At 47.4% G+C, this 18731-nt stretch carries 18 protein-coding genes; 1 reads left to right on the forward strand and 17 read right to left on the reverse strand.

Annotated features, from left to right (window positions below; translation table 11 throughout):
* Positions 1–41: 41 nt before the first annotated feature.
* The gene (locus DESDI_RS13150; RefSeq protein WP_041219961.1) at positions 42–1682 is read right to left on the reverse strand and encodes a DAK2 domain-containing protein; all 1641 of its coding nucleotides are present in this window, start codon (positions 1680–1682) and stop codon (positions 42–44) included.
* 57 nt (positions 1683–1739) lie between these two features.
* Positions 1740–2096 (reverse strand): Asp23/Gls24 family envelope stress response protein, encoded by a 357-nt coding sequence (locus DESDI_RS13155; RefSeq protein ID WP_015263105.1) that lies wholly within the window; start codon positions 2094–2096, stop codon positions 1740–1742.
* 224 nt (positions 2097–2320) lie between these two features.
* Here DESDI_RS13155 and rpmB point away from each other — a divergent pair, with 224 nt between their 5' ends.
* Positions 2321–2512, forward strand: coding sequence for a 50S ribosomal protein L28 (gene rpmB, locus DESDI_RS13160; RefSeq protein WP_015263106.1), 192 nt, complete (start codon positions 2321–2323; stop codon positions 2510–2512).
* Between the two features lie 158 nt (positions 2513–2670).
* Here rpmB and hslO read toward each other — a convergent pair whose 3' ends face one another.
* The 15 genes from hslO to priA form a co-directional block, all read right to left on the reverse strand.
* The gene (gene hslO / locus DESDI_RS13165) at positions 2671–3555 is read right to left on the reverse strand and encodes an Hsp33 family molecular chaperone HslO (protein ID WP_015263107.1); all 885 of its coding nucleotides are present in this window, start codon (positions 3553–3555) and stop codon (positions 2671–2673) included.
* A gap of 39 nt (positions 3556–3594) precedes the next feature.
* Positions 3595–4272: a thiamine diphosphokinase gene (locus DESDI_RS13170; RefSeq protein ID WP_015263108.1), complete on the reverse strand. Its 678-nt coding sequence runs from the start codon at positions 4270–4272 to the stop codon at positions 3595–3597.
* A complete protein-coding gene (rpe, locus tag DESDI_RS13175; protein ID WP_015263109.1) occupies positions 4269–4943 on the reverse strand; it encodes a ribulose-phosphate 3-epimerase in 675 nt (224 codons plus the stop codon). The genes DESDI_RS13170 and rpe overlap by 4 nt, the downstream gene beginning before the upstream one ends.
* A 2-nt stretch (positions 4944–4945) precedes the next feature.
* Positions 4946–5839, reverse strand: coding sequence for a ribosome small subunit-dependent GTPase A (gene rsgA, locus DESDI_RS13180; RefSeq protein WP_015263110.1), 894 nt, complete (start codon positions 5837–5839; stop codon positions 4946–4948).
* A 49-nt stretch (positions 5840–5888) separates the two neighbouring features.
* The gene (gene pknB, locus DESDI_RS13185) at positions 5889–7610 is read right to left on the reverse strand and encodes a Stk1 family PASTA domain-containing Ser/Thr kinase (protein WP_015263111.1); all 1722 of its coding nucleotides are present in this window, start codon (positions 7608–7610) and stop codon (positions 5889–5891) included.
* Positions 7607–9025 (reverse strand): peptidoglycan D,D-transpeptidase FtsI family protein, encoded by a 1419-nt coding sequence (locus DESDI_RS13190; RefSeq protein WP_015263112.1) that lies wholly within the window; start codon positions 9023–9025, stop codon positions 7607–7609. Before DESDI_RS13190 ends, pknB begins: the two co-directional genes overlap by 4 nt.
* The gene (locus tag DESDI_RS13195) at positions 9022–10308 is read right to left on the reverse strand and encodes an FtsW/RodA/SpoVE family cell cycle protein (protein WP_015263113.1); all 1287 of its coding nucleotides are present in this window, start codon (positions 10306–10308) and stop codon (positions 9022–9024) included. Before DESDI_RS13195 ends, DESDI_RS13190 begins: the two co-directional genes overlap by 4 nt.
* A 4-nt stretch (positions 10309–10312) precedes the next feature.
* Positions 10313–11032, reverse strand: a complete 720-nt coding sequence (locus DESDI_RS13200) for a Stp1/IreP family PP2C-type Ser/Thr phosphatase (protein WP_015263114.1) — start codon at positions 11030–11032, stop codon at positions 10313–10315.
* The gene (locus DESDI_RS13205; protein WP_015263115.1) at positions 11013–11462 is read right to left on the reverse strand and encodes an FHA domain-containing protein; all 450 of its coding nucleotides are present in this window, start codon (positions 11460–11462) and stop codon (positions 11013–11015) included. The genes DESDI_RS13200 and DESDI_RS13205 overlap by 20 nt, the downstream gene beginning before the upstream one ends.
* Positions 11463–11501: 39 nt before the next feature.
* Positions 11502–12323, reverse strand: a complete 822-nt coding sequence (locus DESDI_RS13210; protein WP_015263116.1) for an FhaA domain-containing protein — start codon at positions 12321–12323, stop codon at positions 11502–11504.
* On the reverse strand, positions 12320–13393 hold the full coding sequence (gene rlmN, locus DESDI_RS13215) for a dual-specificity RNA methyltransferase RlmN (RefSeq protein ID WP_015263117.1): 1074 nt from the start codon (positions 13391–13393) through the stop codon (positions 12320–12322). Before rlmN ends, DESDI_RS13210 begins: the two co-directional genes overlap by 4 nt.
* A gap of 14 nt (positions 13394–13407) precedes the next feature.
* A complete protein-coding gene (rsmB, locus tag DESDI_RS13220) occupies positions 13408–14769 on the reverse strand; it encodes a 16S rRNA (cytosine(967)-C(5))-methyltransferase RsmB (RefSeq protein WP_015263118.1) in 1362 nt (453 codons plus the stop codon).
* On the reverse strand, positions 14762–15730 hold the full coding sequence (gene fmt / locus DESDI_RS13225; RefSeq protein ID WP_015263119.1) for a methionyl-tRNA formyltransferase: 969 nt from the start codon (positions 15728–15730) through the stop codon (positions 14762–14764). Before fmt ends, rsmB begins: the two co-directional genes overlap by 8 nt.
* Before the next feature lie 135 nt (positions 15731–15865).
* On the reverse strand, positions 15866–16318 hold the full coding sequence (gene def, locus DESDI_RS13230; RefSeq protein ID WP_015263120.1) for a peptide deformylase: 453 nt from the start codon (positions 16316–16318) through the stop codon (positions 15866–15868).
* A gap of 70 nt (positions 16319–16388) precedes the next feature.
* Entirely contained in the window at positions 16389–18680 is a 2292-nt protein-coding gene (gene priA / locus DESDI_RS13235) for a replication restart helicase PriA (RefSeq protein ID WP_015263121.1), read from the reverse strand.
* Positions 18681–18731: the final 51 nt, after the last annotated feature.

Consider the following 18731-nt stretch of genomic DNA (forward strand, 5'->3'; position numbering starts at 1 on the left):
GATCGCTCCGGAGGGTATTTCTTGTCATTCATTATCGCTTATTATTCTACCCCAAAAATATAATAATATAGGGGTTGGTAACCGGGGTACAGCTCTAACTCGATATGGGGAGCCTCTGCGGCAATCCAAGTCCTCAGTTCTTCCGCTTGCTCTTCGGAAACATCCTCTCCGTAGAAAATCGTCACCAAATCATGATCCTTCCACTTCATGGTATCAAGGGTTTCTTTAGCAACCTGCAGACGGTCTTTTCCTGTGACTTGAATGACATCCTCAATCAGTCCCAAGATATCACCTTCACTGATTTCCAAATCCCCAAATTGGGAATCACGAACTGCGTAGGTGACTTCTCCTGATTTGATCAGGGATAGCCCATCCTCCATATTTTTGGCATTTTCAGCTGCATCACCTTGAGGATTATAATTCACTAAGGCCGAAATGCCTTGGGGAATTGATTTAGTTGGGATAATATACACATTGCGGTCGGTCACAAGTTCTTTAACTTGACGAGCGGCCATCACGATATTTCCGTTATTAGGAAGAATATAAACGTTCTTGGCCTGTACCTTGCGTACAGCCTCGACGATATTCTCTGTGCTAGGATTCATGGTTTGCCCACCAAAGATAACCTCATCCACGCCCAGACTTCTAAAGACATCGGCAATTCCTTCCCCCATGGCTACGGCAACAATACCATGCTCTTTCTCCTCTGAGGGGGTCTCCTGCAAGGAACTCTCATCCAGCTCCTCATGCTTCTGTGCATGAGCCATAGCTTCATTTTGCTCCAGCATATTATGGATAGCTACTTGATGAAGCGATCCCCATTGGATAGCATAATCCAAAATATTGCCTGGGTTCTTGACATGGACATGGATTTTGACGACTTCTTCAGTTCCGACAACCAAGAGTGAATCGCCACTTGCCGCTAAATCCTCTCGGATTTTTTCCACGCGCAGATTCTGACCTTTGACCAAAAACTCCGTACAATAAGGGAACTCCAAGTCTTCAATAGCGGTAATTCCTCGTATCATTTGCGATTCAGCCTGTGGGGTAGCAAGAACGACCTCTTCTTCAAATTCTTGACCTTCTAAAGCTGCAATCCAACCGCTTAAGATGATTAGAAATCCTTGTCCCCCGGCATCGACAACCCCAGCCTGTTTCAAGACGGGAAGCATATCAGGAGTTTTTTCAAGAGTCAGCTGTCCCCGAACATAGGCGTCCTTTAATATCTGCAAAGGAGGGGCACCGTGTTTGGCACTATTTTGAGCACCCTTAGCCACTTCACGAGCTACGGTTAGAATGGTCCCTTCCACAGGCTTCATCACTGCTTTATAGGCAGTATCTACTCCTACCTGTAAGGCCTGGGCAACCTGCAGACCATTTGCTTCCTTATGGCCTTCCAGGCCTTTAGCTATACCCCGCAAAAGCTGAGATAAAATCACCCCTGAGTTTCCACGGGCACCCATCAAAGATCCCATAGAGACTGCGGTAGCGACTTCAGCAACCGATGCTCCCGAAGTCTTCTCCGCATCCTTGACAGCAGATTGAATCGTGAAGTTCATATTTGTTCCAGTGTCACCATCGGGTACAGGGAAGACATTCAACGCATCCACATCATGCTTCTTGCGTTCCAACGCCCTGGCACCGAATCGCATCATCTGTTTCCACTGCAATCCAGTAATCATATTGACTGTATCTCCATCTGATTTCAAAATAATCCCCCTACTCTATCAGAACCTAGGTCATTCCAGGACGCGAACTCCCTGGACGTTGACATTGACTTGCGCAACCTTCAGGCCGGTTAGATTTTCGGTGGTATAGCGAACGCGTTCCATGACATTCGTAGCTACCTCGGAAATCTTGACGCCATAACCAACTATAATATACAAGTCAATGACGACCTCCTGATCGTCGATAGATACAACAACTCCACGGGCAAGATTTTCTCGACCAAGAAGCTCGGAAAACTTATCGGTAGATTTCCGGGAGGCCATTCCCACTAGACCGTAACATTCAACGGCAGCTGCACCGGCGATGGTTGCGATAACCTCTTCTGAAATATCGATTTTCCCCAAATTATTATTAATCTCTTGACCCATATTCAAGGACCTCCTTTTCGGCTGTGTCCACATCGTCACTATTTTACCAAGTATTCACGAAATGTTCAAAGAAAATTATTAAAAAGTCTAATTAATATCAATAAAACTCTCCAGTCAAGGTAAAAAACAACCTTTAGTGAAAAAGCTCAGGAAAAACCTTGCTAATATCCTGTACATCTGATAGAATACATAAGTATCATTTCCGGTGTAAAGGAGGTAAGAGCATGGCTAATGTATGTGCTATTTGCGCAAAAGGGGTTGCTACAGGTATTCAGGTCAGCCACTCCCATATCCGGACAAAGCGGACTTGGAAACCTAACCTGCAAAGGGTTCACGCCCTCATCAACGGCACTTCAACTCGGATTAATGTTTGCACTCGATGCTTACGGTCCGGCAAAGTTCAACGTGCAATATAATTACAAACAACTCCTAACATAGAGTGTAAGCTTGGCTGGTATTAACTTAAGTTGATACCAGCTTTAGTTTTCTAATTTTAGAGCCCGAGGCAACTCGGGCTCTTTCTTCTGTTTTATCGCAACCACGGACATTGCTTTTCTACGCCGATTTTCCCGGATTATTTTGCTTGCTGATAAAGCTCACGCAAATCAGCCTCATCAAAGTTGTAATGCTCATTGCAAAAATGACAGATTAATTCAGCATGCTGATCCTCGAGCAGGTCCTTAAAACCTTCTTTACCTACACTAATCAAGGTCTCGCTCACTCGCTCTTTCGAGCAGGTACAGCAGAAGCCCACCGGACGCTTCTCCAAGACCCGGTATTCCATGTCCCCCATGATATTGCGTACCAAATCCTCCATGCTGTCACTGTCCACAGCGATTGGACTAATCCCCTGAATCTGGGACAAACGGTTTTCCAGCATCTGAATGCTTTCTTCGGAGGCACCGGGCAACAACTGGAACAACATCCCTGCCGCTCCGGCCACATGTAAATCCCTCTCGACAAGGACACCCAATAGAGCAGCAGAGCGGACCTGTTCAGAGGTATGGAGATAATGAACCAAATCATCGGCAATTTCTCCGCTAACGATGGGAACCATGCCTGTATAGCTCTCGCCATTGCTAAGGCTACGACTCACACAAAATTCTCCGGCTCCAACCGCACCGGCGACATCCAGTTTCCCTTTCTCATTCAAGGGAAGGTTGACCTGGGGCTCATGAACATACCCGCGCACCTCGCCACGGGCGTTGCCAACGGCGACAACACCCCCTAAGGGTCCATCCCCAAGCAAGCGTAATGTAATGGCTTCTTCCGCCTTCATAGAGCTCGCTAGCAGCAGGGAGGCTCCCATGAGTCGTCCTAAGGCTGCTGTGGCCACCGGCGTCGTCTGATGACGATTGGCCGCCTCTTCCACCGTGTTCGTCATTCCTATCGCCACCCAACGAACTTCACCCTTACCCAATGTACCTAGCCATAATTCATCGGCATATTTATTGCTCATAGTTTTATCCAACCTCAATCTATTTTTATCATTAGCCTGTCAAGACGCAAAATTGGAGTGTAAGGTCACGACGGCTACCGTGCCTGACGAGACTTCGATTAGTGCCTCATCCCCCAAAAAAGCATTGCTGATTCCCCGCGGGGAATCTTGATGTAAAACTTCTTGATGAAGAGGATAATAGAGGCCCTCAGTTCTCACAATTGCCTTTTCCGTCACCGGAACGATGGATAGTTTTTGGCCTTTTAGTCCTGTGAGCTTCTTTTGCCCCGCCAAGAGCCAGAGCTCTTGATGAGGATCTTTCATGCGAATCTGAAACCCTCGTTTTAAAAAACCGAACATGATCGAGAGGTTACCTAATAGATGATCGATTCTTCCTCCTGTAGCTCCCAGCAGAAAAATCTCTTTGATTCTGCCAGCGTCACTGTCTCCGTTTGCCTCTTCTTCGCTGACTTTAGCCGCATAGTCTAAAGCCAACTCCAAATCTGTTTCGTCCTTTTCGCAGGGATAGCTTAGAATACGGATACCTTGCTGACGACAGATTTCCAGGTTCTCTTCTTTGATGGAGTCAAGGTCACCCACTAGCGCATCCGGCAGATACCCCGACTCGATGATCCGATTAGCGCCACCATCAGCCGCGATTAATCGCTCATAGGTCGACAACTCCCGCTTACCCCATTCCTGATTCCACTCTCCGTTGGCAACCACGGCTATGTTCATTTGAGACCACCCAGATGCTTATTACAGGCAGCTCGCAGCTCTTGGATAGCTTGAGCGGGATCCGGGCATGCAAAGACTGCTGCCCCAGCCACAAGAATCGTGGCACCGGCCTTGGCAACTACCGGAGCAATTTCAGGATTAATTCCACCGTCAACCTCTATTTCGCAGGAGGATTGCATCTGATCCAAGTGGCGATGCAATACTTCTATCTTAGGAAGCACAGCCGGGATAAATTTCTGACCACCAAAGCCAGGATTGACGCTCATGATCAACACCATATCTAATTCATCCAGAATATATTTGATCCCATCTAAGGGGGTTGCCGGATTGAGAGATACCCCTGCCGTAAGACCTAAACCCTTGATCTGCTGAATAGTCCGATGAAGATGAGGCGTCGCTTCTAAATGGACAGTAATATGGTCTGCTCCGGCTTTGGCAAATTCATCAATATAGCGTTCGGGATGTTCAATCATTAAGTGGACATCAAAACGAAGTTTCGAATGGGGGCGCAAAGCCTTGACGACAAGCGGGCCAATGGTAATATTAGGAACGAAATGTCCATCCATCACATCAATATGCAAAATATCTGCACCTGCTTTTTCCACAAGGGCCACTTGATCACCTAGGCGAGCAAAATCTGCCGACAAAATGGAAGGGGCTATCTTAATCATCGTTAATATCTCCTCTCAGCTGCAATAACTTCCTCTAGAAACTGACCATAATGCTCGTAGCGGGAGGGATGAATCATCCCAGAAGCCACTGCGGCTTTCACCGCACAATCCGGCTCCTTATGATGCATACAATTAGCAAAGCGACATTTCCCTACTGCCCCCCGAAATTCAACAAAATAATCCGTAAGCTCTTCTCGTTTCATCTCGGGAAGATAGAGAGAAGAGAAACCCGGGGTATCTGCCAGCAATCCTTCACCACACACCATGAGCTCCACATGGCGGGTGGTGTGGCGGCCCCGTTTGAGTTTCTGACTGACATCCCCTGTTTTTAACTCTAAATCGGGGGATAAAGCATTAAGAAGGCTGGACTTTCCTACTCCGGAGGGTCCGGCCAAAACAGTCACTTTCCCATTGATCTGTTCCTGTAATTCCACAAGCCCTTCTCTCGTTTTCGTGGAAACCTTGATCAGATCATAGCCTAGCTCTCGGTAGAAGTCCATCCCATCTGCAGCGATGGTCTTTCCCGAGGGATCTGCTTGAGTGCTTGCTAAGTCTAATTTGTTCATAATAATCACGGGCTTTATCTGGGCGTCGGTAACTTGAATGATGAGCCGGTCCAATAAGTTCAAATCGGGCTCAGGCGATACATAAGCAAAAACGAGAAAGGCCTGATCCACATTGGCAATGGTCGGCCTGACCAAAGAATTCCGTCGTGGTTCCACCTCTTCGATGGTCGCTTTTATTCCTGTCCCTGGTAGAATCTTCACTCGATCTCCCGGGAGAAACTCCTGATTGCGAATACGAAAGCGACCGCGCAGGGAACATTCCCATACTCGGCCTTCCGCAAACACATAATAAAATCCACTATAGCCCTTGAGTAGTATTCCTGAAATCATGCGTTTAATAAACCCTTTCTCCGAGACCTATATCTGTAAGTGTACTGTCTTACCTAGAATTCGCCACACTAGCTAAAATGACCGGATTGAAAGCTATGGGTCCCGGTCCCCGGGATATGATGATCTTGACACTATCTCCTTTTTTGACCATGGTACCTGGTTTGGGTATTGTATCCATGACCACATCAGGTGGAAATTCTGTGGAGTCTTCAGTCGCCGGAGTGACCACTAAGCCGTATTGTATTAAGATAGCTTGGGCTTCTGCCGGTGATTTGCCGATGACACTAGGTAAAGGTTGCGGTTGGCTACCCTTACCCGCACTGACAAACAAGGTGATGTACCCGTTTTTAGGCCAATCGATTCCGGGAGCAGGATCTTGCTCAGCTATAATTCCGGTCGGCAAGGCAGAATTCTGATCTGTTTGGATGGTGATGTTTTCTTCAACAAAGCCGAGGCTTTTCAGATTATTGACAGCCGTTTCATGGGTAATATCCCCTGTCTTAAAATTAGGGAATTTAACTTGTTGAGGGCCTAAGCTCATCCAAATCTTGATTGATTTCCCTTCTTTCACAGCACTTCCCTCTTGAGGCTCGCTACGGGTAATCTTCCCCTTTTCCACGGTATCACTATTCTCCTCTAGTGTCTCCGGATCTAAAAATAAATTAGCCCGCTCAACGAAATAACCAGCTTCATTAATCGATTTGCCGACTAAGGGTGGGACCGTCGTAGTGTCCACATTAAACCAGTTGGAGAGGCCGATCCATAATCCTCCTACAAGCAGAACAAGAATCCCCAGCGCTACCCAAGGCCAACGCTTACGAGGTTTGCGAGGGATCTTCTTTCGATCATTTTCTGCGGCTTCGGAAGCTAAAACAGAATTGACACCATTGCTTAAGGAACGGTGAATTCGGGTATTATCTAAGTCCTGATCCCCTGAGTCGACTTTATCCACCGGCAGCCCGGCCTGAACCTTATGGAGATCCTGCATCAATTCCTTGGCTGTTGCATAGCGCTGGTCTGGGGATTTGGCAATCGCTCGGATCACCAGATTCTCAAAGGCTGGGCTAACTCTTGGGTTCAGCTTGCTGGGTGGAACAGCTTGTTCCTGTAAATGTTTGAGGGCAATCGCTATGGGTGACTCACCATCATAGGGCACCTTGCCGGTCAAAAGCTCATAGAGAATAATTCCCAAGGAATAGACATCGGATTGCTCATTGGTCTGAACTCCCTTGGCCTGTTCAGGGGATAAGTAATGCACGGATCCGACGATATCTCCCGAATGAGTCATAGTCGCGGCGGAAACTGCCCGAGCAATCCCAAAATCTGTTACTTTAATCCGTCCATCATCGGTGACGAGTATGTTATGAGGCTTGATATCGCGATGAATAATATGATGTTCGTGGGCATGGTGAATGGCTTCCGCAATCTGAATTCCGAGGTCTAAGGTTTGTTCTGTAGATAAGGGGGCATAACTGCGTATAATCTCCTTTAGATTCTGCCCTTCCACGTACTCCATGACAATATATTCCGATTCGCCATCCTTGCCGACATCATAGATCGATACGATATTCATATGAGATAAACTGGCCGCCGATTGAGCTTCCCTACGGAAACGACGCACAAATTCCTCATCCGCGGTGAACTGCTCACGCAGAACTTTAATAGTGACGATGCGGTTTAACAAAAGATCCTTGGCCTTATAGACAATGGCCATGCCTCCGGATCCAATCTTTTCAATTATTTCATAACGATTGCTAAATATCTTGCTCACGAGTTATCACCTACTTTCTGACTTAATGCGGTTTCGATGATGGCCCGGGCGATGGGTGCCGAAGCCCCTCCCCCCGTACCCCCATTTTCCACAAGAACTGCTACCGCAATTTGGGGATTATCTGCTGGCGCAAAAGCAATATACCAAGCATGGGTTGGGACGTTCCCTCCCGGTTCCGCGGAACCTGTCTTGGCCGCTACCTGAAACGCAGCGATTCTACCTGGGGAAGCTGTCCCATCATTAACTGCCGTGACCATGGCACTCTTTATTCTTGCTGCTTGATCTGCGGACAGAGCGGTTAACCAAGGCTCCGGATTCTTATGATAGAGTACATTTTGGTTCTCATCCCTGACCTGCTCTACAATATATGGCTGCATTATTACACCTTGATTGGCTACCCCCGCCGTAATCAAGGCCATATGAAAAGGTGAAACTAAAACTTCTCCTTGACCAAAAGCACTGGCTGCCAGTAGATTATCGTCTAAGCGGCGGGGGACAGCCGCTTCGTTGGTCAAGGTACTGGACTTCACCGGTAGTTCAAAAGGAATCTCTTCGCCAAACCCGAAGGCTTTAGCAGTTTGTAGAAATTGCTTATCTCCGGCCTTTACTCCGAAAGTCGCAAAATAGGTATTACAGGACTCCGCTAAGGCAAGATTAAAATTCACCCAACCATGTGCCTTATCATTTTGTTCACGGATAACTTGTCCATTGATCACCGCTGTACCCGTACAATTGTAGAGATCACCGGTGTTCAGCCCTGCACGCAGTAGTGCCCCCGAAGTCATAATCTTCAAAGTAGATCCTGGGGTATAGAGAGCAAAGGCATGATTCAAAAAGGGGCTCCCTGGCTTTTGACTGATTTTCTCCCAGTTCTCATCGATGCTGCTCCCCTCAAAACTGGGTTGACTGACTAAAGCCAAAACCTCCCCACTGCGCGGGTCCAAAGCAACTGCCGATCCGATCTTTCCTTTTAGACCTTCATACGCAACTTTTTGAAGACGATAATCTATGGTAAGGACTACATCATTACCACGACGTGGTAGCTGAAAAACCTGTTCCAAGGCCTGGGTAGGCGTGGCATCTTTAATACCCAAAAGCCAATCCCCAAGGTAGGCCTCCAAGCCTGAAGAACCATGGAGAAGGGTAGCATAACCCATCAGAGGCTCTATGGCCTCCCCTTTAGGGTAAACTCGCGTTTTCTTTTCTTCATTCAGGTCGGTTTGTGCCAATACTTCGCCGTTTCTGTCGAAAATTCCTCCCCTAACGACCCGTTGCTCGAGAAGAATAAGTCGGCGATTCGCGGGATTCTCTATCAAGTCAGTAGAACGAACCACTTGCCAGTAAACAAGACCCAAGCTCAAGCAGATAATGCTTAAGGAGAAGCCAATCGCAACATTTCTTAGCCCTTTCTTCATGCTGCATACTCCCTTCCCTTGTGCTTGCTATGCATGGGTCCGGCAGCTTCGGCATGAGAAATATTAGCTAAAATACCTAAAAGCAAAAAGTGAATGAGCAAGGAGCTGCCGCCATAGCTAACCCAAGGCAGGGGTATCCCTGTCAAAGGAAGTAGTTTGGTCACTCCCGCTAGAATTATAATGGCCTCTGTCCCCACCAGTATCCCAATACCTGCCGCTAAAATCTGCCCGAAGCGATCCGTCGCCTTCATACTGATATGAAAAGCTCGCAAGACCACAATCAGAAACAGCATCAACACTGCCATAGCTCCGGCAAATCCAAGTTCTTCAGCAATAATGGCGAAGATGAAGTCCGTACTGGCAGCAGGCACCTGAGAAGCTCCGATACCGTTGCCAAGGCCTGTGCCGATGATTTTACCACCACCAATGGCGAAGAGGGATTGGGCAATCTGATACCCTCCCCCGCTGGCATCCAGCCAAGGATTAATCCAGGTAGCAATTCGCACTTGGACATGGCCGAAAAGAAAGTATCCTAAAGTCCCCGTACAGAGGAAGACAGGTATCGCAACACCAAGATAGATCCAGCGTTCTGTGACCACATAAAGAACCAAGACATATAAGGAGAAGAAAACTAGGGCAGTTCCTAGGCTTTTTTGGGCAGCCAGCAGAAGCAGAGAAAATCCTCCCATAGCTAAAAAAGGTCCCAAGGTACGCCAATCAGGCAGAGAAAATCGGCCGATCTGCACTGTCCCGATTCTAAGTATTTCCTCATATTCACTTAAGTAAGAGGCCAAGAAAATGAGCATAGCCACTTTAACTAACTCTTCCGATTCGAAGTTCAGATTACCAAACTTAAGCCAGCTGGTTGCACCGCCTTGGGCAACTCCGAAAAGCAAGGTGATGAACAACAGCACCACTGCCCCTAGCCCTGCAAGATAACGATAGTGCCCTAGCGCACGATAATCTCGAAGAGCATAAAGAATCAAATAAAACACAAACAAACCCAGACAAGCCCACCAGAATTGCTTGAGGGCAGCGGCAGGGCGTATTCGTGTTAAAACAACAAGTCCAATCACGAGAATAAGTTGTACGGTCGGCAGTAAATACTGGTCCCCTCGATAGGCCACAAGCTTTTCTACCGTAGCTCCGATCAAAAGCAGCAGGGAAAAGACCCCCGCCTGCCAGAGGATTTGTTCATTGGTTTTGCCGTCTAAGGTCAGGACTCCAAGTCCTACCCAAAGAACGCTCAGAGTTATTAAACGTAAAATCCAAACCCTTTTCATTCTGTCACTCCGCAATACAGCATAAGGCTGTAAAATTATCGGGTGCACCTCGCTCAATAATTAGCTTTTGCATATGTTCAAGATGCTCTTCCCACGAACAATCCTGTAAGAACTCCTCCGCTATCTCTCCATCACTCAACACATTCGAGACACCATCAGTACAAAGGAAGAATACATCCCCTGCCTGGAAATCCAAGCGCTGGACGTCAACCTCAATATCCCACCCTGCACCCACGGCTCGAACTAACATATGGCGCTTCGGATGATTGTCCGCCTCTTCGAGAGTTATCTGACCTAAACGTACAAGCTCATTGACTAAAGAATGATCGTTGGTCAGTTGCATCAGTTGATTATTTCGCCATACATAAGCTCTGCTATCCCCAACATGGGCAAGTACCACCTTATTCTCCCGAAAAACTACGGCCGTCATGGTGGTGCCCATTCCTTCGGTAGCAGGGTTACGATTCGAGCTCATAAATACTTCTCGATTCGCCCGGACCAAGATTTCCTTGACTTCACTCTCCAACTCCTCATTGCCGGTAGCGCTTAAGTCGGGAGCACTTTTGATTAATTCTTCAATCGCCGTCTGTGCCGCCACTTCGCCTGCTAGATGTCCACCCATCCCATCCGCTACTGCATAGACCTGATATTCTGGGAGCGCAAGGTAGGCATCCTCATTATTTTTGCGCACACAGCCCATTTCACTAAAGCTTAGAACTCTCATTTTGCCACCTCGAATATTGGAAAGTAATACTTCCAATTTTCACATAATCTCCAGCAACCAACTGAACCGAGGAATGAACTCGTTCACCATTCACCCATGTTCCATTGGTGCTACCTAAATCTTCTAGGGTAGTTACGCCTTTCAGATGACGTACTAAGGCATGATCCTGGGATGCGAAGTGATCTGCCAAGACCACATCATTGTTTTTTCCACGGCCCATTTTTAGGCCTTTGGGGTCTACCCGAAAAACCCGACCTTTGGGTAAAAGTTCTCCTCCCGTGAGCACTTCTAGACGCCCAAAATCCTTATCTTCCCTGCGAATCAATCCCTTAAGTTGCAAATCTGCTAATAAGGCTGTGAGTATCCGAAAGAGGAAGAGATAAATCAAGACAATAAACAGTATCCTTCCCAGTACTAAAATCCCTTGCATAGAGAAACCTCCGCGTTATATTGACCAATCCGAACCTTCCTAATAGCCGCTAGACAATCCCTGATGATTTAAAACAAAGACCGTTTGCCCCAGTTCAATATGATCTCCTAAGGCAATCTTTTGCTTAGCTATCCTTTGACCATTTAGCCATGTTCCATTGGTACTACCCAAATCATCAAGCAGCCAGTCTTCGCCCACACGGCTGAGCTTAAGATGCCTTCGTGACACTTCAGGATCTTGTAAGACAATTTCACACTGAGCATGGCGACCGACATGGTAGTCGTCTCCTTCTAAGGGGAAAATTTTTCCAGAATCGGGTCCTTTAATAATTTCGAGACCATAGGCGGTTTTCCTGCTCTGCATTTGAGAATTTAGCAGATGAGAAGGCAATTCATCCTGAAAAATATTAGTGTGATCCCGCCACTCTACATCGGCATTGACTTCCTGACCCTCTTCCTCATACTCATCATCCTCATCCCAAAGCACCTCGATGGAATCATCAAAATCCACTTCAATGAACATCTCATGAGGCTTTACTGTGTCATCGCAATGGAGCTCAATAGAGGGTTTACTCAGAAAGGTAAAACTGCTCTTCTTCCCTTCCGCATGGAGATATTTAGAGAGTTCAACTAGAAAGGCATCTCCGAAGCTGGCGAAGGGGCTCCAATCACTGGAATGGAGAAAAACCCGATACACATTGGGAACATAGACTTGGGAAATGCTTACCTGCTTGTTTTTGTGCATTGTCCGGACCAGTTCTTTGGCCAGCTCCACCGGTTGTAGCTTTGCGTTATTATTTTTTTTAAACATGCCCGTAAATAAGTTTTCTGCTACTTCTTCAAAGCGGGCGATTAGATTCATATTTGCTCACCCTCCACTTGCCGTCTCAACTGACCGCAGGCTGCATCGATATCTGTTCCCTTCTCTTCACGAACAGATACAGGTATTCCCATAGCCTCTAAAACCTGGGCAAACTCTTGAATTTCCCGTGCCGTAGGACGAGCCATGCCAGTCTCTACGACAGGATTGACTGGTATCAAATTCACATGGGACAACTGCCCCTTTAAGAGCTGTCCTACTTCTTCGGCGGCTTCCCGAGTCGCTTGTCCGGAGATTAAAGCAATCTCGAAAGTAATCCGGCGGTTTGTCAATTCCGTATATTCCTGACAAGCTGCCATCAATTCTTCCAAGGGATAACGTCGATTCATCGGAATGAGTTGATTACGGGACGTGTTATTGGCACTATGTAAAGAAACTGCCAACCCTACTTGAGGATTATCTCTGGCGAGTCTGCGAATTTTCGCAGCCACCCCACTCGTGGAAATCGTCATACGGCGCATGCCAATGCCTTGGCCCGACGGGTGATTCAGTAAATGAAGCGCTTTAAGGACGGGGTCATAGTTCAATAAAGGCTCTCCCATTCCCATGAAGACGATATTGGTAACCTGAAAGTCCGGATCTTCTTGACGCATGATATGGGTGATATCCAAAACCTGACCCACAATCTCTCCCGGGCTTAAGTTTCTCCGCAAGCCTCCCAACCCAGTAGCACAAAAACTACAGCCTACTGCGCAGCCAATCTGAGTGGACACACAGACGGTATGGCGATCGCGGTTTTTAAGTCGATCATAGTCCATGAGCACACACTCAATGGTTTCTCCATCATAGCAACGGAAAAGAAACTTCCTAGTTCCGTCTCGGGAAACCTGTTCTTTGACTTTCGTAAAAGGTTGTAGAGTTAGCCCTGTTTGCAACTTCTTCTGATCGAGTACGCTGATGTTTTTCATTTCGTCCCAGCCCTGAATAGCTTTCTGTTGGACCCATTGAAACACCTGACGACCACGAAAACTCGGTAGTCCTAACTCACTACAGAGCCGGATTAACTCCTCTTGATTTAAATCTCGGCAATCCGTTCTCATCATAGTATTCACCCAAATCTTTCCACCTAAACTTCAACCCGGCGAAATTTAGCCAGGAAAAATCCATCCATACCGTGTTTATGAGGTAAAATCTGCAAAAAACCCTTCGTCGCTTGCTTCCGATCCTGTTCAGAGTCTAAAGAATAGGGGAGCCCCTCCACCAGATCCACAGTCGCAAACTCCGGATGTTGGGCTCGAAAAGCTTTAATGACTTCGAAATTCTCTTCAGGTTCTATGGTACAGGTCGAATAAACCAATTCTCCACCCAAAGCTACGCATTGAGCGGCCCGTTCCAATAAGGCCAACTGAAGCTCAGGCAAGGACTTGATTTCTTCTTCTGTCTTATGCCAACGCATATCCGCCCGCCGACGTATCACACCGAGCCCGGAGCACGGGGCATCCACTAACACCTTATGGCAAGTTGAATTACCTATACCTTGCAGTTCTCGCGCATCCCCTGCCTGAGCATGAATGATCGTGATTCCCAAACGCTGGGCCAGCTCTTCAATGATCTTTACTTTATGGGGGTGGAGATCAAAGGCTTGAATCTCGCCTTCATTCTCCATCCTTTGGGCTAAGTGAGTGGTCTTCCCTCCAGGCGCCGCACAAACATCTAAAACCCTTTGACCCCTTTGCGGATTCAAGACATGAGCAATCAGTTGAGAACTCTCATCTTGAACAGTGAAGAGTCCTTCTTGAAAACTAGGGAGCCTCTCAATGGAGCCAAAGTCTTCGATGAGTAGGCTTTCCGGCACTCGTTCTCCCCAAGTCACCTGTACCCCTTCATTAGTCAGCCTCTCTACTAGTTCATCCCGAGTGATTTTCAGGGTATTCGTGCGAATCCATGTGGGGGCCGGTTCATTATTGGCTTGACAAAGGGCTTCTGTTTCCTCCATGCCATAACGTTTTAACCAGCGCTTCACCATCCACTCGGGATGAGAATAGCGCAGTGAAAGATAGCGGCTCGGTTCTCTTTCCTTACTCGGCCATTCCATATCCCAACCGCTTTCCAAGACCCTCCGCAAAACACTATTGACTAAAGAGGTGTATTTCCCTTGGCGTCGTTTGGTTAATTCCACCCCTTCGTTGATGGCCGCTGAGGCAGGGATTCTTGAAAGGTAAAGAATTTGAAAGGTACTGACCCTCAGAATCCAGCGCACCTCATGAGGCAATTGGGATAAGGGCTTGCGCAAATGCCGCCTTAAAGCATAATCCAAGGTCAGTCGATTCTTTAAGCTGCCATTGACCAGAAGGGTAGTCAGTTGGCGATCTCGAGGATCGGCAAGGTCATGAAGAGCCTTCTGTAACAGCAGGTTAGCATAAGCATTTTCCTCTTCAATCCGTTTGAGAATCCGGACAGCTAAAGCTCTTGCGGTTAGCTTATTCATGATTGATCCATCCTTCACCAAAGCCCTCACCCACATGGGCATGACGACCTAAGAAAAAGTCCCGTGCAGGCATGGTCTTTTTTCCGGCCGGCTGAACTTCCGTCACCAAGATTAAGCCTTCCCCCGTCTGAACCAGCAACCCTTCTTGACGATAGTTCACTACTTCGCCCGGTTTTGGTGTCTTCACGAAAGACTCCTTGACCGATTCCTCGGAGCTCTTTTTGGCAGTACGAACTTTGACCGTTTCTTCGCGAAAGGTCGTATAGGCACCCGGCCAAGGATGTAGCCCACGAATTTGATTGTGAATCTCTTGGGCGCTGCGTGTCCAATCAATTTTCTCATGTTCACGAGTAAGTAAGGAAGCATAGCGAGTCGGCCCGCTTTGCGGAATGCCCTTTAGCTCACCCTTTTGAAGTTGCTCCAAGGTTGTAATGAGAAGTCCAGCTCCCTTGTGAGCTAGATCATCATGCAATTCCCCGGTGGTGGTGTCTTCCCCAATCGGGCTCTCGACTTTAAGGAGCATATCTCCCGTATCTAAGCCGACATCCATCTGCATCGTTGTCACCCCGGTCTGATGATCACCAGCCAAGATAGCCCAATGAATCGGGGCTGCTCCACGCCAATCCGGCAAGAGAGAGGCATGAACATTGATACACCCAGAGGGTGGCAATTCTAGAATTTCTTTAGATAATATCTGACCATAGGCCACGACAATGATTGCTTCCGGAGCAAGCTCTTGCAAACATTGTATACTTTCACGATTCTTCACCTTTTGCGGCTGGTAAACCGTAAGCCCCAGTTCTTGAGCCGCTACCTTTACCGGACTGGGCTTCAGGGCCTTGCCCCGTCCGGACGGACGATCGGGCTGAGTGAAAACGCCCACCACTTCATGTCCGTGAGCTACTAGGGCTTGTAAGGTTGGAACGGCAAAGTCTGGCGTTCCCATGAAAACGAGTCGCATAGTGATTCTCCTAACGTCGATTATGGTTCTGTATCTTTGAGAGGATATGGAGGGATATGTAGCTTGTGTTTCTGTCTCTAGGATTTTGCTTTACACCGTTCGCTAAGTAAGCTACTTGAGATTCAGTTTGATGGATTACCGTCTATGAGTCTTTGCCGCTTTATCGACGAAAAGGACTCCTTCTAAGTGATCGACCTCATGCTGAAGGCAACGAGCTAACAAGCCTGTTCCCTCGATGACTTGGAGTTCTCCTTTGCGGTTGAGGGCTTCGACCTTTACTTTGGCTGCTCGCTTCACCTGGCCTGTAACGCCGGGGATGCTTAAGCAACCTTCATCATCGATATCTTCCCCTTCTGTCTCGAGGAAGACAGGATTGATTAGTTCTATAGGGCCATCTCCCACATCAACAACTACAACTCGTTTGGAAACTCCGACTTGAGGAGCGGCCAAGCCTACTCCTTCAGCATCATAGAGTGTATCCAGCATATTATCTAACAGCTTAACAATATTTGGGGTAATCTCTTTAACCGGGACTGCCTTTTCCCTTAATACGTCTGAACCTATTTCCACAATCTGATAAATCGCCATTTAGCTCTTCCCCTTTCTCATTCTACCTGATCATCATTATATTACATGTCTCTCTCCTGTGACAGTATCCTTACATACTTAATGGATCCACTTCAATATTCAATTGAACTCCCGAACTGCTTGAATCATGAGCAAAGCGTTGTACCCCTTGATGCATAAATTCACGCAAGAACACGATGTTTTTTCCTTTTAGAGATACCTGCCAGCGATAGTGATTTTTTAGGCGTGGTATCACGGCTGGAGCCGGGCCAAGAATATCTAAAGAAGTATTCCCATTTTCATGAGAACCTATTCCTTGATTTAAGGCACGGGCCAAGCTATGTGCTCCTTTAATGACCCGATCTTCTTTTTCGTGGGTCAGGGTGACTCGAATCACATGAGTGTAGGGCGGATAATTTCTTGCCTTGCGATAGGCAATCTCCTCCCAGAAAAAACCCTTAAAGTTATGATGCGAGGCTTTAATAATGGCTCGATCTTCAGGAGCATAGGTCTGAATAACGACTTGACCCGGTTTATCACTGCGACCTGCCCGACCGGCCACTTGGGTTAGGAGTTGGAAGGTTCTCTCCCTTGCCCGAAAATCCGGCATATTCAGCATCTGGTCAGCCGCGATAACTCCGACTAAAGTAACATTAGGGAAATCTAGGCCTTTGGCCATCATCTGAGTCCCCACTAAGATATCTGCTTCTTGACGGCGAAATCGACCCAGAATTTCCCCATATCCTTCTTTCGAGCGCGTCGTATCAAAATCCAACCGCAGAATTCTGGCTGCCGGATAGAGTCCTTTAATCTCTTCTTCAACTCTCTGTGTCCCTTGCCCAAAGAAACGAATATAGCGGCTGCCGCATTCCGGACAAGTGCGCGGGGGAATCTCTTCGTGATTACAATAATGACAGCGCATGGAATTGCCTTGGGTGTGGTAGGTCAGAGCAATGTCGCAGTCACTACAGCGAACCACATAACCGCACTCTCGGCATGCGACAAAGGTCGAATAGCCCCGTCGGTTTAAAAAGAGCATCCCCTGTTCTCCCCGCTCCAAGGTCCCCTTAAGCTTATTTTGTAAAGAGAGAGAGAACATGCTGCGATTGCCTTTAATCAGTTCTTCTCGCATATCGACCACCTCAACAGGGGGTAGCGGGCGGTTAGCGACTCTATTCTCCATTGAAAGCAAGGAGATTTTCCCTGCCTGGGCTGCGGCATAAGCTTCCAGAGAAGGGGTAGCACTACCCAAGACTACAACTCCCCGGAGCTGTTCCATCCGTTTGCGGGCTACATTTCGAGCATGATATTTGGGGTTTTCCTCCTGATGGTAAGCTCCCTCATGTTCTTCATCCAAGATAATCATGCGCAGATTGGGAAGAGGTGCAAAGACCGCCGAGCGAGCGCCGATGACAATTCTGATTTTACCCTGCAAAATATCCTGCCAAGCCTTAGCCTTTTCACTGACTTGTAAACCAGAGTGCAATACAATCAGCTGATCTCCGAAGTGCTCACGAAAATAACTAGCAATCTGAGAAGTCAAAGAGATCTCCGGCACAAGCAAAATAGCCGAGCCTCCCTGAGCTAATACTTCTCCAATAATTCTTTGGTACACTTCCGTCTTTCCACTGCCCGTTATGCCGTGCAAAAGAATGGTTTCATACTGCTGCTTGGCTAAAGCCCCCATAATCTTTTGGCTTACGTTCGATTGTTCAGAAGTAAGTACCCGACGATAATCTGAAGAAAATCTCTGAATATCGGCAGTGTTTACCTCTACTCCTTCATCTGACATTCCGCTCGAAAGTGCCTTTCGCACACTTTGAGGAACACCCGAGGTAAAACGAGATTCCAACCTGATCCAACCCTGTTTCGCTAACTGTTCAACTTGATTTTTGGTCAATCCTGATCGTTTGAGGTAAATACTCAGGGACAGGGCCTTGTTCCGTGAGCGAAAGAGTACCGCCAAGGCGTGGTAGGACTCGGGATCAAGAATCTGCAGCGTCTTAACATCTTCGTCTTCTTTCGCTGCAACGGGGATAACCCACTCCTCTACCTTCCCTTTTAAAAGGGGCCAAACTGTGTGGAGACTTTGTGCAATAGAACAGATCGTGGTCTCTGCTAGCCACAGTGCTAGATCGATTAAATCTTCTGGAATGATTTCCAGAGTGCCCACTATACCTATGATCGGTTTGATTGCCCGATCAGAAACCCCTTGGGGTAGTTCATTCGTAAACCGTACAGCGACTCCCTGGACTTGACGATATTGCAAGGGTACAAGTACCCGCATACCTCGTTTCAGGTCCATTCCCTCAGGAATTTGATAATGAAATACTTGATCAAGGCGACGATTTGCTACATCGACAAGAACCTCTGCATAGTGCATTTTCATCGCCTCCTTTTTGTCCATTCTCTTTTTCTTTCCTGATTTACATTT

Origin of the sequence: Desulfitobacterium dichloroeliminans LMG P-21439, assembly GCF_000243135.2 — a bacterium.
Lineage (GTDB): Bacteria > Bacillota > Desulfitobacteriia > Desulfitobacteriales > Desulfitobacteriaceae > Desulfitobacterium > Desulfitobacterium dichloroeliminans.